Genomic DNA, 14,557 nt, shown 5'->3' with positions numbered 1-14,557 from the left:
GGCGGCACTGCCAGGGCGGAAGTCGTTCGGACATATACAGAGAATCGTTACTGCGAATATGCGTCGGGTACGCCGAGCTATGGACAGAATTCCGGGCTGGGTTTACAATGGAATACTTGCCATTGGCAGGGATAACTGAATAGCGGGGGTGATCGGTTTCGACGGTCGGTAGTATCTTGAGAGAAGCGGGTCGAGGAGGTGTCCTCATCTCGTAAACGATGGATACGAAACAATAAGTGCTGAACGTAACAGTACTGAATCCTTCACCTTGGCTGCTTAATCCAAGGGAACTGATTCCGTCAGCCCGCAGTTGCTCTAGCTGCGGATCCTGGCGTCGTTTTTAGAGCCACTGGAATCGCCTGGGTTACTTAGGTTGGTTCGAGATTTTAGGTAACTTTAGCCCGATGTAGCCCGGTCTGTGGGCGGCATGGGGCCGAGAATCTAAAACAGACTGCACCCGGAGAAGAAGCAAGTATTCCCGATCGGACAGGGGTTCAATTCCCCTCACCTCCACCAGAACGCGAAGCGTCGAACTCTATTCTTTTTCAAGAATGAGTTCGCGCTTGTCTATAAATTCGAGGGTTGCTAACGCAGCCCTCGTTTTTTTGTTTGCAGGAAAAGGAGGATTTCAAGAACAAAAGACAGAACGTGTGCCTCACGGCGATGCCGCGCCGCTCGCCACACGAAGAAGAAGAGCCGGGCACAGGGAAAAGGCGGGGGTGTCCGTGGGTTTTTCGTTTGTTCTTGATTTTTGGCACAATTAGCTGTGCCAAAATAACACCTCGTTTATCAATGGATTTGATACATTGTATCGACCGTTGGCACAGAACGTTTTTGACTCTGTGCCAGACTTTTTGTTGATGGTCAAAGGATTCAAGCCCGTGGCACAGCTGGCACAGTTAAATTTAACTCCCTATAGGAAATTTTATATATACACGCCTCTCTTACCTGTGCCTAGTAATTTTTTTCTTATAGGGATTTGAAAAAATGCTGTGCTAGCTGTGCCATGAACCCAGACGCCTTGATAGCGTTGAAAAACTCCGGCACATTGCCCTGTGCCAAGGATTTTGAAAAAGCACCTCATTTTTCGCCTTTTCCCTTGTGCCACAAGGGCGGTAGGGCTGGCACAGCTAATTGTGCCAAATTGTGCCAGTATGAGTGCGGACGGGGTGCGAAGCGCCATCAAAAAATATTTTCTACCTCTTTTTCTGTGCCTTGATTTCTTGGATGCCTTGCCTGTGTTGTGGTTTATCGAAAATGGGTGTTTTCAGGCCTGTGTTTGAGCAGTTCACGGGCTTAAAATGTCTTGATTAGTTGACTTATTTTTGGTATAATTGACTCAGAATTAAATAGTTCACGAGTGGTTATCGCACTTGTGCAACCCTGTTTTTCTGTTCTGGGGAGCACTTAAAAACGACCTACGCTCATATCGCACGAATGGTAAACGGGCGGTGAACCTTTGGGAGAAATCCTATCGGTTTGCCGCCCGTTTTTGTTTGCCAAGAAAGAGAGGAAATAGATATGTCAAAAGCTACGAAGACGAAGCACACGAAGTTCGGAGACCTTACGTATTCCGAGTATTCAAATCTGATGGCGGCTCTATCGCATAAGGATTTGATGACCATGGACGAGGCGACGGTGTTCTTTGACATCGGGCGCGCACGCTTGCAGCGCATCATCCAATTGCCAGAGGTTGATTTCGTTGTCATGAGCGGCAAGAAGAAGCTCATCGCACGTGAAAGATTCCGCGACTACATCCTTGCCGGACACAACATCAATCCCTGATTTAAGACAAAAAGAAAAGGTTGCCCCCTGCCGTGCTAAGCAAATGGGACAACCAACTTCAACTTGTGTAAAGGATACCATAAAACGGCTGGTAATGCAAGGTATTTCCTCTACATGGGTTGAGTGAGAAGTCAAATCCTGAAAGGAGGAAATAAGGCATGAATCAAACATTTGACGAGCTTGTCAGCTCGATTACAGAAGACTATCTGGAGCAGGTCGATTTGGGCAATCCGCCTTCTCAGGCAACGATAAAGCGTGAGCTGCTAGATGAAATCAACCGCGAGGTCAACACTTACAACAAGGGACCGGAAGACCCGCCGGGGTCTGGCGAGTTCCCTACGCCCAAGAAGGGCAAGGAGAAGTACGACATCCTCAAGGCGCTGCCGCCCTCTGAGATTGGGCGCATTCTCATCGTCGTCCATCGCGTATGCCGCGTGGCATTTGGTGATGCGAGCGATGAGGATAACTGCCTTGTGGGTGTGTATGTGACCGAGGGAGAGAAACTCGGCACCTATGACACGAGCGAGAAGGCAATTCGACGCCTCATCCGCCAGTACAACAGGCAAATCAGCAGCCATGACATCGACGAGGTATATGCCTTCCTGAAGGACGAGGCACCGCTCAAGAAGATTTGTCGTGACCGCGACCTTATTGCTGTGGGTAACGGCATCTATGATTATGCGAACAAGATGCTTATGGACTTCGACCCGGAGCTTGTGTTCACGACGAAGTCTCATGTGCACTTCGTCGATGGCGCGATAAACCCGCACATCACCATGCCCGATGGCGCGAATTGGGATGTCGAGAGCTGGATGCAATCCCTCTCCGACGACCCAGACGTGCAGGAGTTGCTCTGGCAGACGCTGGGAGCAATCATCCGCCCTAACGTGCCTTGGCACAGGTCGGTGTGGCTCTACTCGAAGTCAGGCAATAACGGCAAGGGGACGCTGTGCCGACTGATGAGAAACCTCTGCGGTGAGGATGCTTGCGCTTCCATCTCAATCACGGGCTTTGGCAACCAGTATGGGCTGAGTGCCCTCACGAGGGTGTCAGCTGTCATTGTGGACGAGAACGACACGAGCGCTTACCTCGACAAGGCGGCGGCTCTGAAGGCTGTCATCACGGGTGACCCCGTGCTGGTAGACCGCAAGTTTAAAGACCCGCTCAGCCTCGTCTTCCATGGGTTCATGGTGCAGTGCATCAATGCCCTTCCGCGCTTCAAGGACAAGTCGGACTCGGCGTACCGTCGCTTGCTTCTCGTTCCGATGGAGAAGCGCTTCGAGGGTTGCGAGCGCAAGTACATCAAGGACGACTATCTGGGGCGTCAGGATGTGCTCGAGTACGTTCTCTACAAGCTGCTGGCGACGACGGACTACTACGAGCTGGTAAAGCCTCAGGCGTGCCTTGACCTGCTGGAGGAGTACAAGCAGTTCAACGACCCTATCCGCGAGTTCATGGCGACGGTCATGGACGAGCTGAAGTGGGACTTGGTGCCGTGGCAGTTCCTCTACGACCTCTATGTGAAGTGGTTCGCCCGCAATAATAGCGCTGGAAAGCCTGTTGGTATCAATCCATTTCGCGACGAGGTTCGCTCATTGCTCGTCGATTATCCAGGGTGGAACGAGACGGAGAATCCTGTGCGCTCCACAGACCGCATGGACGCACCTGAGCCTCTCATCGCCGAGTATGATGTGCGAACTTGGATGAACGGTTCATACACAGGCAGTGACATCCAGAAGCGGTGCCAGCCGGACATACTGAAAGACCGATACAGAGGTCTCGTGCGCGAAGCATCGGCGGTCTCCTCAAGTGACGATTTCCCGTCCGAGGAGGACTGACATGCTCGCAGCAAGTCGCTTGATTTTGGTCTCCGTTCTGGCGTCTTCTTGGTCTCTTTCTGACCAAGATCGCACCAATATGAGACCAACAAGCGTCCCGAAACCGAAACTATGCCCGTCCGTTTTCGGTGGGGATGCCGTCGATTTTTCGACGCGGGATGACGCTCCGTCCCTTCATCTGGTGGGCGTATCTACACCTCGATTTCCAGCGAGGCAGTCGTGCCTCACGTGCCGAGTCGTCGGCACCATCAGACCCGTGCTTGGGGTCTGGATTTCGGGGTCGAGGGGCGAAGCCCCCGCAAGCTACATCCTGCGTCAAGTCCGAGCGAAGCGAGGATTTGTACGCACAGGATGTCTGCTTGCGTTAATTCCCTTTTCTACGCAATTTGCGCATGACGCAGAAGCGTCATGTTTCATCAATTTACAAGGAGGATTTCAGCTATGAAGAAAGATAAGAAACATGCAGGTAAGATACCTGCTTCCAGCGAGAGAAAACGCAAGTCGGGCACGGTCAAGATTCGCGTTACCGAGTCCGAAGCAGCGGCGATTAAGTCGAAGGCGAACCAGTGGGGCGTGACGGTGTCGCAGTACCTTCGCGATGCGGCGTTAAACCACGAGGTGCACAAAATGATTATCACGAATAATTCCGACCTCAATTTGCTTACTGCCGAGGTGAACAAAGTTGGTATCAATTTGAATCAGATTGCCCGCCGTTTGAACGCGAGCGAGAGCTACCGAAAGTGCTTCGGTGTGAGTCCGATGCGAGAAGCTGAGGTGCTATCTGAACTGAAGGATTTGCAGACGAAATTCGCGAGCATCGACAGGCAGCTGCTCGACGCACGAGAGGAGTTCTCGCGTGAGCAGACCGACAAGATTTTCGACTATGAGGACTACATGAGGGCGAAGGATTTCTGGTTCCCGAATGACGGAGGTGAGACAGATGGCGACGACATACATCCATCCGCTTGAGAACGCGAAAGCGAGCATGATTTACACCGAGCTTGGCAACGGCGAAAAGAAGAAGATACATGAAGTCGAAGGCACGACGAGGGCTGCCTACGAGGTTGGTGACATGCCCAGAGATGACATGGCGATATATGCCGAGGAGATGCACAAGAGGCACCCTGCATCGCGTTATGAGGCGTTCGAGGTGCGCGTCTCCTTCTCGCCTGACGAGCTGAAGGCTGGAAACAAGTCGGACGAGCAGATGGCAGGTGAGCATAGCTACAAGCTGTGCAAGAAGCTCTATCCCAACTCGATGTGTTACGTCACCGTGCACAACGACGGCAAAGGTGGATGTGTTCATGCACACTGCCTCGTCGTGAACCATGACGAGGTGACAGGTCAGACGCTACGAGATAACCGACGACATTTCGAGGTCAAGAATGCGAGCGACGAGCTTGCAGCAGAGGAGGGCTTGTCCGTCATCGGAACGCCCAAGTTCGAGCGCGAAAAACACAAGGAAGGCACGACATGGACTAAACGTCGCGAGAGCTGCGATGCGTTCGAGCAAAGGCTGGGCGACCGTGTGCAGCGGGCGCGTGATGAATCCAAGTCCCTTGACGAGTTCAAGCATAATCTCGGGGTCTACGGCGTCGAGCTGATGGAGCAGAAACGCAAGGGCAAGGACGGAGAGGAACACGAGGCATGGTGCTACAAGATGATGGACATCTACGGTGACAAGCCCCGCAAGCGCCGCCGCAAGGCAAAGCTTTTAGCCGACGACCTGGCGAAGGACTCCATCGAATCCTACTACGACCAGAAACAGGCAAATAAGGCTGTAGAAGACCAGAAGCCGACAGTTATACCAATCTATCAGGAAAACGCCTCAGAAGACGTTACAGAACCTATTAAAGGTTATACGAAGGATGAGGTGGCTTATTCCCTGCTTGATGATTACAAGGTCGATTCTGAGGATGTTGAGAATTTCACAGATGATTTAGCTTCCCAGTATCGCATCAGAGCGATTCGTGAAGGCAGAAATCTAAAGCGCGATGCTGATTATGCTCAAATCAAACTTGCGCAGCAGACACCAAACAAGACCGCACAGAGCCTGCAAGCCGATATGGATGAGGCTCGTGCTCAATTCAAGGCTAACAAGGCGAATCTGGACGGGCTAAAGCACCAGCAGGCACCAAGCCTCTATGGTTTGCGCCTGTGCTTTAAGATGGCAAGTCAAAAGAAGAGCAAAACAGCGTTTGAGCGCATGCTCGATGATATGTTTGCGCAGATGATGGCAGCTCTTGTACGTCAGATGATTGAAGAGCAGAAGATGCAGGCACTTGAGGAGGCAGAGCAAAGCCTCTACGAGTCTCGCAAGAATATGTGGGATGCAGAGAAGAGGCTCAAAGCTGCGAACCGTGCGATTGACCATGAAGCGAGCCGAACGAGCGGCAGGCGGGTCACAAGCCAGATACAGGGCGTCTACGACGCTGAGAAGGCTAATCAGAAGCCAGACGATGTGCAGTTCGAGTAAAAAAATTAGCGGCTCCCGTGGTGGGAGCCGCTATCTGTTTGCATGTGATTTCGCTTGATAAAAGAATTGAAATAGCAGGTCAGACATGATATAATACCATAAAATCAAATTTGAATCTTTATCAGGAGGCGAGGCTAATTGAAGGAATATATTTTGAATTTAGAAAAAGAATTCTCTTTGATAGAAAATGGTTTTAAAGAGCAAGAAAAAAGAGCCTTTGCTGATTATAAATCTAATAATAATGAGCGTAGCAAAAAATTAGCATTTTTAGCTTATGAATCCAATGTTTATCAAGTAAGAATGTATGGTGTGTTTCTATTTGGATATTTATCATCAGATGAAGAAATTTTAAGATTTATGAGAGATGAAGTTTCTAAAGACGATAATTGGAGAGTTCAAGAAGTATTAGCAAAAGCATTTGATGAGTTTTGGAAGAAAACAGGCTGTGAAAATGCACTTTCGATTATCGATGAATGGTTACAAAATAGCAATCCAAATACAAGAAGAGCAGTTACAGAGGGTTTGAGAATATGGACGAGTAGACCGTATTTCAAGGAAAATCCGAATGAAGCTATTGAAAGAATTGCAAAATTAAAAGAAGATAGTAGCGAATATGTAAGAAAATCTGTTGGAAATGCTTTAAGGGATATTAGTAAGAAATTCCCAGAGTTGATTAAAATTGAACTTGATAGTTGGAATTTAGAAAGCAAAGAAATAAAACAAGTTTACAAGCTGGCGAGTAAATTGATTGTGTGACGACTCTGAGTTTGTGTGACAAAAGCATGTCTTATTTGCCCAGGTTGCCATTGCGACTTGGGCCTATTTTTCTAAGGAGGTGACCTTATAGGTGGCAAAGACAAAGAAATTTGTTCAGAACGATAATAACCTTGCCATCGCCTATTACCGCTACTCGTCAAGCTCTCAAAACGATGCTTCTATCGAGGAACAGCAGGAGCTGGTGCAGCTTTATGCGTCTGAGCACGGTTACAGCATACTCAAGGAGTATGCAGACCGTGCGATGTCTGGGCAGGACGATAACAGACCAAATTACAAGCTGATGCTTTCAGAGGTCGCAAAGCTGCATCCTGCCGTTCTCATCATGTGGAAGAATGACAGACTGGGTCGAGACATCTTGCAGTTGACCTATGCCAAGAGAAAGATTCGTGAGGCTGGGTGCAGCATCGAGTATGTTGCGGAGAATGCGCCTGATGTGAGCACATCGCAGGGCAAGTTCACCGAAGCGGTGATGGATGCGTTCGCGCAGATGTGGAGCGATTCGTCGCGAGAGAACATCGAGCGAGGGCTGAGGTATAACGCCAAGAATGCATTGTCCAACGGTCAAAAGATATTGGGCTACAGAACGGCGGCGGACAAGCGTTATGAGATTGACCCTGTGAAAGCGCCCGTGGTGCAGAGAATCTTTCACGATTATGTTGACGGCAAGCCAATGCAGCAGATAGCCGACGAGCTGAATGCTCAGGGCATAACCACAGCTCTTGACAGGAAGTTCACGGTCAACGGGCTGAGGAGCGTGCTGAAGAACGACAGGTACACGGGCGTCTACAAGTACGCGGACATCGTCATTCCTGATGGGATGCCCGTCATCATAGACAGGGACTTGTTCAACAAGGCACAGGCAATGTTTGCCTTGAACAAGCGCACAGGCGCGGGAAAGCGGTCAAAGCACGTGAAAGACGAACCGAGGTACTGGCTAACGGGAAAGCTCTTCTGTGGCGAGTGCGGAAGCTCCATGCAGGGTGTCTCCGGCACGAGCAAGACGGGCGCGCACCACTTTTATTACTACTGTAAGGAGCAGAGGCATAAGCGGTGCGAGAAGAAGCCAGTCAAGGCTGCGTTCATCGAGGGACTGGTACAGCAGCTACTGAAGGAGTTGCTGAGCGATTCCGAGAACCTGATGTCCCTTGCTGTGGACGCGGCGGCGTACTACAAGGAGTGCTACGTCGAGTCGAGCTACCTTGAGAGCCTTGAAAAAGAGCTGGCTGATACGCGGATGGCTCTTAAAAATCTAGTCAAGGCGATTGAGGCGGGGATTTTCAGCGAGACCACGCAGGAACGCTTGCAGGAGCTTGAGCGACGTAAGAAGGCGCTGACGGACGCCATCGAGACGGAGAAGGCGAAGAAGGAACTTTCCGAGGACGAGCACAGCATCAAGGCATACTTTGGCAAGTTCCTGTATGCGAACCTTGATGACCATGAGGTGCGAGATATGGTCTTGGGGTATTTCGTCGATAAGATTTACCTGTACGACGACAAGGTCATTCTGACGTGCAAGTATTCGGATGCTGACTATGAGGTGGACTGGGAGGACTTCCAGAAGGCAAAAAAAGCCGCAAGCGGTAAGGTTCGACCTTCCCGCGCTCAACTCCACCACGTTCAAAACCTCAGCTTTTGCTGGGGTTTTGGACGTTTTAGTTTGGGGAATTGAACCCCTGTAGCGCGATGGCAGCGGCGGTAAGCCGCGTGAGCCATCGCGCAACAGTGCGGAGGCGATTAAGCGAAGGCAACGATTTGCCTTCGCCGCCGGAGCACCTCTAAGCGCGCTTGTGCGCTAAAAACGGCTAAATGTAACAGCGAGGGAATTGAACCCCCGTCGTAGACGCTTGGCGGCAGCGGCGTGAGGATCTGGATGAGCCGGTGCGTATCGCCTGGTTGCAATAACAAGGATCAAGCCATTCAAGTCTCAGAATAAAAACAGCCACCTCGTCTGTCCAACAATTTATAACTGGCAGAAGAGACGAGGTGACCTATACTACTTAGCTTCGGTAAATCGCTATTTGCATAGTTCGTGGTCGAGCATGACGGGCAGTTGAACCACTTGTACCCCTGCCTGATCAGCGACCGAGTTAATTATCTTCTGTTGCGCATTGGCTCGTCGTAGCAGGAACGGCGATGACGTCTCGGTTGCCGGGAGCGACTGGTTGATCACCCATGCCCACGGCTCAATACCTGCTCGCGACAGGTCGGCTGCGAGGGATTGTGCCTCGAGCATTGGCGTGGTTTCTGGCAGTGTCACGAGGATTGGTCGGGTCACTTCCGTATTTTGCAGGTGTTGGAGCGTGGTTGCGGAATCGTCACGTCCGGATTGGCGCATGAGTTCGCGGTGGTAGGACCCAGTGGCGTCCAGTAATAGCAGGGTGTGCCCGGTGGGGGCGGTGTCGAGGACGACCCACTGGTTTTGAGCCGTTGCTACGACCTCAGAAAATGCTTTGAAAACGGCCACTTCTTCCGTACATGGGGAGCGCAGGTCTTCCTCCAACTGTGCGTATCCGTCGGCATCGAGAGAAGCGCCTTTGGTGGCGAGCACTTCTTCACGGTAGCTAGCCGTCACCGCGTCAGGATCGATAGATGACACCGTCAAACCTTTGATGCGATCTTCGAGGGAAACATCGAGGTGATTCGCAGGATCCGTGGTGGACAGATGCACTGGCTTGCCGCGCTTAGCGAGCTCCAACGCCAGCATTTGCGCCACGGTGGTTTTCCCTACCCCACCTTTGCCCATACACAAGACGAGTTTCGGTTTCCCCTCTGCTAGCTCATCCACCAGATGGGATAAACCAACGTGCAGCTCGGAATTGGACTGCGCAGAGCCCGGCTCTAGTGGGGGACCCGCGCTCGAAGTTGCGTCGCCGTCAGCCTCGCCCAGATGTAACAGGCCGTCTACCCCCATCACCGGGTTGGCATTCAACTCAATCCGTACCGTTGGAACACTATTGATTGCGCTCAGCTCAGTATTTGTGGCAAGGCCATCAAGTAGTGCCTGTTCCCGGGCGTAAATAGACTCCGACAGCTGATCGGTAGCGGCGCTCACTGGCAGGATTCCGTTGATCACCAACAGTGCGGGTTTGATTCCCATCTCAAGTAGTTCACCGGTGGAACGGTTAGCTTCTTGCAGGGTCGAGATTTGAGCCCTGGCCACCAGAACCAGTGAAGTTTGTGCCGGGTCAGACAGAGCTGCGACCGCCTCGTGATAGGTTTGCCGGTTCTTCTCTAGCCCTGAAATCGGCCCCAGACACGAGGCGTCACCCGCGCCTTTATCAATGAAACTAGACCAATCACCGGGTAAGGACAGTAACCGCAGGGTGTGTCCGGTCGGGGCGGTATCGAAAATGATGTGGTCATAGTGGCTAGTAATGTCTTCGTTGGTTAGATAGTCGACGAATCGATTAAAACTAGCGACTTCAACCGTGCAGGAACCGGACAAGGTTTCTTCAGTTGTTGCTAGCACCTCGGGTGGCAGCAGGCCACGAACCGGACCCAGGATAGACTCGCGATAGCGCTCCGCCTCTGCCTCCGGATCAATCTCTAACGAATCAAAACTGATAGCGCCGGGCACAAGGTCGGTTAGCTCTGCTCCACCCGAACCGATCTCACGGCCGAATACCTGTCCAATATTCGAGGCTGGATCAGTTGATACTAGCAGCACTCGCTTACCTTCACCTGCCGCGCGGGTAGCTAAAGAGCAAGCAACCGTAGTCTTTCCGACTCCACCTTTACCGGTGAAAAACGCAAACTTGGTGCTCAGTTCAGGAAGGGACATTAGCAGCATCCGCTTCCGCCACAACAGCCAGACTCAACGACGGGCAAAGTTGTTTTTCCGTCCGGGGCTGCCCCCGCGAATTGACGGAGCTGATTAAGTTGAGGGTAAGAACCAGTAGCAACAATAGTGCCATCAACCACAGTAACTGGCAGGCCGTCTGTGCCAGCTACCTCCACATAGGTGCGAACCGGTTCGCAAGTCGCAAAATCAGCCGGGGCAGACGCCAAATTATGCCTGGTGACGGTAATGCCCTCTTTATCCAGGGTGGTCAGCGCCGCGTTGAAATCAACGAGAGCCTGATCTACGTCGGTTCCGCATACCCCGGAAGAACAGCACAAAGCCGGTTCATAGATATCGATTTGACGCACAGTTAACTCCTTACATTTCGATGATTGTCGAATCGATGTAAACCCTATCACACATTTCGACGTCCATCGAAACGTGTGATAGAGTCCTTGTATGACCAGCCAACACGCTCCGAATTGCTGCCCCGCACCTGCAATCGCCGGCGAAGGTCAATGTCAGGACGCGGCAGATATTTTTGCGGCACTCAGTGATGTCACGCGGCTGCAACTGGCTCTGTTCATATACCGCTGTTCACCGAACCCGGTGTGTGCATGCTCATTTCCCGAGGTTTTTAATATCGGTCGGTCAACCATTTCGCACCATCTCACCAGGCTGGTAAATGCTGGCATATTAGGCCGTGAACAGCAGGGTAAGTGGGCCTACTATTCGATCGCCCCGGATTTTGATACTCGACTCATTGACGTTGTCGCCAAACACGTGCCTCAACAAACCCCAAGCCGAAAGGGAGCCGCCGTGACCAGAATCCTTTTTGCCTGTCGGCAAAATGCGGGTCGCTCACAAATGGCAGCCGCCATTGCGCAAGAACTAGCCAATTCTGACGTGACCATCATGAGCGCAGGCACCGAACCGGCCGAGGAAGTACACCCCGAGGTGCGCGAGGCCCTCGCCGAAATAGGGTTAGAGCCGTTTGCGCAGCCAGAAAAACTTGATCCGGCGAAAGTGAAGATGGCAGATTGGGTAATCACGATGGGATGTGGCGAATCATGCCCAATTTTCCCCGGAACCCACTATGAAGACTGGGAGGTTGCTGATCCGTCGGGTGAACCCGTAGAGGTCGTACGCGAAATCCGCGACGAGATTACCAAGCGCGTAAGAGAGCTACTAACCCGAATCGCTTAACGAAATATCGCTTCACATCCCAAGCAATGCCGAAACATCATCAGTCGGAAAACGACGGTGACTAGCCAAACCATTGGAATGAACCCGCCACTCAGAATCTGCGCACACCTAAGGGTATTTGCACACACCCACCCCGATTTTGCACACACCTCGGGAGCAAATGCACACACCTAAAGCCTTGTATAAAAATGAACGTCGTAGTAACCACGTCCCTGTTGAAGTCAAAACAATTTCAGCAGGGATTTTTATGCTCTTTTCGGTCAGTTCCGGTTGTAAGGAAGTATCCCGCGTGGGGCTGATTGTGGGGTGATTCCAGAACAAACCTCCATATGCCAAGGACATAAAATCCGCCCTCGCGAGCCCCAGAAGCCTAGGCAGACTGGGGAACTAAAACTGTGGAACTCAGGCGCTAAGTGTCATTTCGTGTAAATTTGCGCCGAATCTAAGTGTCATTTCGTGTTCACAACGGGTCATTTAGGGAGGTGAGGCGCGAAAAATGGCGATGGATCTGCGGCCGCAAAATCTGCCCCATAGAGGTCAAGTCGGGACGCTATCAACGGCACACTTCTCTCGATAAATTCCGAAGCAAATTCGGCACCAACCTGGGTCAGAGCTATATTCTCTACACAAAAGACCTGATGGAGAAGGACGGTATACTCCACCTCCCCCTCTACATGGCGATGTTTCTGTAGCTCGGGACGTTCCTGCTAGTGGCATGTGAAAATTGAGCAGTTATTGCACCTGAAAATTGAGCACTTTTGTCTGATTAGGGGCATAATCTCGATGCACGATTGAAAGTTACCTGGTCTCAGAGTGGCCTGCGCGTGTTCGCGTTATAACCACATCAGCGGGTGAAGAGTGTGGCGATACCGGACAGGACGGCCGCCAAGAACGCTACTCCCACCGTGCTGAGCAGCCATTTTTTGAGCTTGTCGCGGGCTCTGATGTAGGGCTTCAAATCCTCCGTACCGGGGATGACCCACGCATTGGTGCGCCCCACCCAGTATTCATCGATAAAGAAACGGTCGATGAGGCTCATGATGAACAGGATCGCCGCTATCTGCCAGAATCCCGCCAGGAACCCTCTGGCGCCGTTGATTGCATAAACGCAGACCAGCACGTAAATGATGTAGCCAGGGACACAGATTGCTTTGAAAATCGCGCGGCCGCGCTTGATTCTCTCGGGCGTGGTCAGTCCCAGCTTCACGCACCGTTCCCGCACATCGGGAGGGTAAAGATACACCATATCCACCGGGCTTTTGCGGATACCGATGACGCAGACCAGAACCAGCAGCGCGCCCAACACGAGCCCTTCAAAAACGATTCGTAACACCATCGTTACCCTCCGATGCGCTAGCCGATTTGTATATTGTGCCTCATCGCGCCCGCCCTCGCTGTGATTGAAGCGCTGTCTGCCGCAAAGTCCCGCTCGTTCTTCCTCAACCCGTACTATAGCGTTCTAGGGCGGAATGTTCGCTTGTTATACAATGGAATTGGCATTGTCCATCGGGTTCAAAGGGGGCTGTCGTGTTAGTGGTGTTCTGTGCGGTGTGCCTGGTGGCTGTCGCGGTGTTTTTCGTAGTCATCTACGCCAAGGCGAGGGCGCGGACGCTGCCTTTGAACGAGGCTATCGGGTTTCGCACCAGAGCCATCATGCGCGATGAGTCGACCTGGGAGCGCACCCACCAGCGCTTTGCGCCTGTCTTTTTGGCAGATGGGCTGCTGTTTGCCTTTGCCGGGGTATGGTTGGCGCTCTCGGCCTTCGTTGCGGCGTTGAAGGGCAGCGCTAGTTACGTAGTTCTAGCGGCGATGTGCACGCTGTTGTTGATCACTGTTGTCGGGGGCGTGATGGCGAACCGCTTCGCGAGCAGGGAGCCCCGGCCTGGGAGCGATAGCGGGAAGCGCGACGGCGAGGACGGCTAGCGCCGGGGGACTAATGGAATTCTTGCCACTTTATCGTCAAAGAGATTACGCTCTTGCGAAAAAAAGCTTATAGTTCTTTCCCTTGGAAAAGTTCCTTGTGAGACCCGATGCGAATGAACCTGATTATCCGGGTCTTTTGTCGCTGGTGATAGACCACAACTACATCAAATGCGCCTTCTTGCAGATGTAAACCCCAATAGCCAGTGTAGGTTCCGCGTGTGTGCGTAAGTAGATGCGGGTCGTAAGTCGGCGGCACTTCTCCGAGTTCCTCGATAGCGTAAATCAGCTCGCGCATCTCATCTTTAATGTGTGGATAGCGTCGTACAACCTGCTTAAAATCCGTTTGAAACTGGCTGTCAAAGATAATCTTCATGAGAGGCTGTCCAGGAATTGCGCCGCCTGGTGGGCATCGTCAAAGACTGCCCCGGTCTCGGGTTTCTCGCCGTCAATCACCTTCTGGGCATCTTCGATGGCACGAGCGGTTTGCGCATTGGGAACGTAGGCGAGGGCAGGGCGGATGGGAAGTGCCTGTTCACGCACCGCTTGCTTTAAGAACATATTGAGCGCCGTGGACATATCAAGTCCCAGGGCCTCGAAAAGTTTCTCGGCAGATTGCTTGGTCTGTGCATCGGTGCGGAAGTTAATCCGGGCTGCAGCGGAAGATGCCAAACTCATCACCCCTTGTCCGTAAGTAGTACATTGTATATCCATTGTACGCCTGTTGGGTATATCGGTAAATAGGCAGTGCACAAGAGCGGGGGTAGGGGTAAG

Annotated in this window: 13 protein-coding genes and 1 other RNA gene; 9 read left to right on the top strand and 5 right to left on the bottom strand. The window is 52.0% G+C overall.

Translation table 11 applies throughout. The features are described 5' to 3' along the window. The first annotated feature begins 144 nt into the window (after positions 1 to 144). The 7 genes from ssrA to RQ935_RS06350 all read left to right on the top strand — a co-directional run bounded on the left by ssrA (position 145) and on the right by RQ935_RS06350 (position 8,545). Positions 145 to 516, top strand: a transfer-messenger RNA (tmRNA) gene (ssrA, locus tag RQ935_RS06380). Between the two features lie 1,101 nt (positions 517 to 1,617). Then, a complete protein-coding gene (locus RQ935_RS06375) occupies positions 1,618 to 1,785 on the top strand; it encodes an excisionase (RefSeq protein ID WP_311497660.1) in 168 nt (55 codons plus the stop codon). Positions 1,786 to 1,943: 158 nt separating this feature from the next. Beyond that, positions 1,944 to 3,623 (top strand): phage/plasmid primase, P4 family, encoded by a 1,680-nt coding sequence (locus RQ935_RS06370; protein ID WP_311497659.1) that lies wholly within the window; start codon positions 1,944 to 1,946, stop codon positions 3,621 to 3,623. Between the two features lie 441 nt (positions 3,624 to 4,064). Beyond that, positions 4,065 to 4,592: a plasmid mobilization protein gene (locus tag RQ935_RS06365; protein ID WP_311497658.1), complete on the top strand. Its 528-nt coding sequence runs from the start codon at positions 4,065 to 4,067 to the stop codon at positions 4,590 to 4,592. Next, entirely contained in the window at positions 4,564 to 6,099 is a 1,536-nt protein-coding gene (locus RQ935_RS06360) for a relaxase/mobilization nuclease domain-containing protein (protein ID WP_311497657.1), read from the top strand. The genes RQ935_RS06365 and RQ935_RS06360 overlap by 29 nt, the downstream gene beginning before the upstream one ends. 153 nt (positions 6,100 to 6,252) lie before the next feature. Continuing rightward, complete coding sequence (locus tag RQ935_RS06355) at positions 6,253 to 6,855, top strand: DNA alkylation repair protein (RefSeq protein WP_311497656.1); 603 nt, start codon at positions 6,253 to 6,255, stop codon at positions 6,853 to 6,855. Between the two features lie 91 nt (positions 6,856 to 6,946). After that, a complete protein-coding gene (locus RQ935_RS06350) occupies positions 6,947 to 8,545 on the top strand; it encodes a recombinase family protein (RefSeq protein WP_311497655.1) in 1,599 nt (532 codons plus the stop codon). Between the two features lie 345 nt (positions 8,546 to 8,890). Here the strand turns inward: RQ935_RS06350 and arsA are convergent, their stop codons facing one another. Together arsA and arsD are read right to left on the bottom strand one after the other, a co-directional pair. Continuing rightward, positions 8,891 to 10,657 (bottom strand): arsenical pump-driving ATPase, encoded by a 1,767-nt coding sequence (gene arsA, locus RQ935_RS06345; RefSeq protein ID WP_311497654.1) that lies wholly within the window; start codon positions 10,655 to 10,657, stop codon positions 8,891 to 8,893. Continuing rightward, positions 10,657 to 11,025 carry an arsenite efflux transporter metallochaperone ArsD gene (arsD, locus tag RQ935_RS06340; RefSeq protein ID WP_311497653.1) on the bottom strand — a complete coding sequence of 123 codons (369 nt, stop codon included), beginning with the start codon at positions 11,023 to 11,025 and terminating at the stop codon, positions 10,657 to 10,659. The genes arsA and arsD overlap by 1 nt, the downstream gene beginning before the upstream one ends. A 91-nt stretch (positions 11,026 to 11,116) precedes the next feature. Here arsD and RQ935_RS06335 point away from each other — a divergent pair, with 91 nt between their 5' ends. Continuing rightward, positions 11,117 to 11,863: a metalloregulator ArsR/SmtB family transcription factor gene (locus tag RQ935_RS06335; RefSeq protein WP_311497652.1), complete on the top strand. Its 747-nt coding sequence runs from the start codon at positions 11,117 to 11,119 to the stop codon at positions 11,861 to 11,863. An 844-nt stretch (positions 11,864 to 12,707) separates the two neighbouring features. On the opposite strand, the gene RQ935_RS06330 is transcribed toward RQ935_RS06335, so the two are convergent. Then, complete coding sequence (locus RQ935_RS06330; protein ID WP_311497651.1) at positions 12,708 to 13,199, bottom strand: hypothetical protein; 492 nt, start codon at positions 13,197 to 13,199, stop codon at positions 12,708 to 12,710. Positions 13,200 to 13,390: 191 nt separating this feature from the next. On the opposite strand from RQ935_RS06330, the gene RQ935_RS06325 reads away from it, so the two are divergent. Continuing rightward, on the top strand, positions 13,391 to 13,786 hold the full coding sequence (locus RQ935_RS06325; protein WP_311497650.1) for an SdpI family protein: 396 nt from the start codon (positions 13,391 to 13,393) through the stop codon (positions 13,784 to 13,786). Positions 13,787 to 13,853: 67 nt separating this feature from the next. Here the strand turns inward: RQ935_RS06325 and RQ935_RS06320 are convergent, their stop codons facing one another. Together RQ935_RS06320 and RQ935_RS06315 are read right to left on the bottom strand one after the other, a co-directional pair. Then, positions 13,854 to 14,159 carry a type II toxin-antitoxin system mRNA interferase toxin, RelE/StbE family gene (locus RQ935_RS06320; protein ID WP_311497649.1) on the bottom strand — a complete coding sequence of 102 codons (306 nt, stop codon included), beginning with the start codon at positions 14,157 to 14,159 and terminating at the stop codon, positions 13,854 to 13,856. After that, entirely contained in the window at positions 14,156 to 14,461 is a 306-nt protein-coding gene (locus RQ935_RS06315; protein WP_311497648.1) for a type II toxin-antitoxin system RelB/DinJ family antitoxin, read from the bottom strand. Before RQ935_RS06315 ends, RQ935_RS06320 begins: the two co-directional genes overlap by 4 nt. Between the last annotated feature and the right edge of the window lie 96 nt (positions 14,462 to 14,557).

This window comes from uncultured Mobiluncus sp. (assembly GCF_963511525.1).
In the GTDB taxonomy this organism is placed as follows: Bacteria; Actinomycetota; Actinomycetes; order Actinomycetales; family Actinomycetaceae; genus Mobiluncus.
The sequence above is the reverse complement of the archived record's forward strand: the minus strand, read 5'-3'. Positions and strand labels throughout refer to the sequence as shown.

Bases quoted from the DNA above. Each gene is read 5' to 3' on its own strand.
- arsA (WP_311497654.1), bottom strand. From the start codon at position 10,657: ATGTCCCTTCCTGAACTGAGCACCAAGTTTGCGTTTTTCACCGGTAAA.
- RQ935_RS06320 (WP_311497649.1), bottom strand. From the start codon at position 14,159: ATGAAGATTATCTTTGACAGCCAGTTTCAAACGGATTTTAAGCAGGTT.
- RQ935_RS06375 (WP_311497660.1), top strand. From the start codon at position 1,618: ATGACCATGGACGAGGCGACGGTGTTCTTTGACATCGGGCGCGCACGC.
- RQ935_RS06330 (WP_311497651.1), bottom strand. From the start codon at position 13,199: ATGGTGTTACGAATCGTTTTTGAAGGGCTCGTGTTGGGCGCGCTGCTG.
- RQ935_RS06315 (WP_311497648.1), bottom strand. From the start codon at position 14,461: ATGAGTTTGGCATCTTCCGCTGCAGCCCGGATTAACTTCCGCACCGAT.
- RQ935_RS06335 (WP_311497652.1), top strand. From the start codon at position 11,117: ATGACCAGCCAACACGCTCCGAATTGCTGCCCCGCACCTGCAATCGCC.
- RQ935_RS06365 (WP_311497658.1), top strand. From the start codon at position 4,065: ATGAAGAAAGATAAGAAACATGCAGGTAAGATACCTGCTTCCAGCGAG.
- RQ935_RS06360 (WP_311497657.1), top strand. From the start codon at position 4,564: ATGGCGACGACATACATCCATCCGCTTGAGAACGCGAAAGCGAGCATG.
- RQ935_RS06370 (WP_311497659.1), top strand. From the start codon at position 1,944: ATGAATCAAACATTTGACGAGCTTGTCAGCTCGATTACAGAAGACTAT.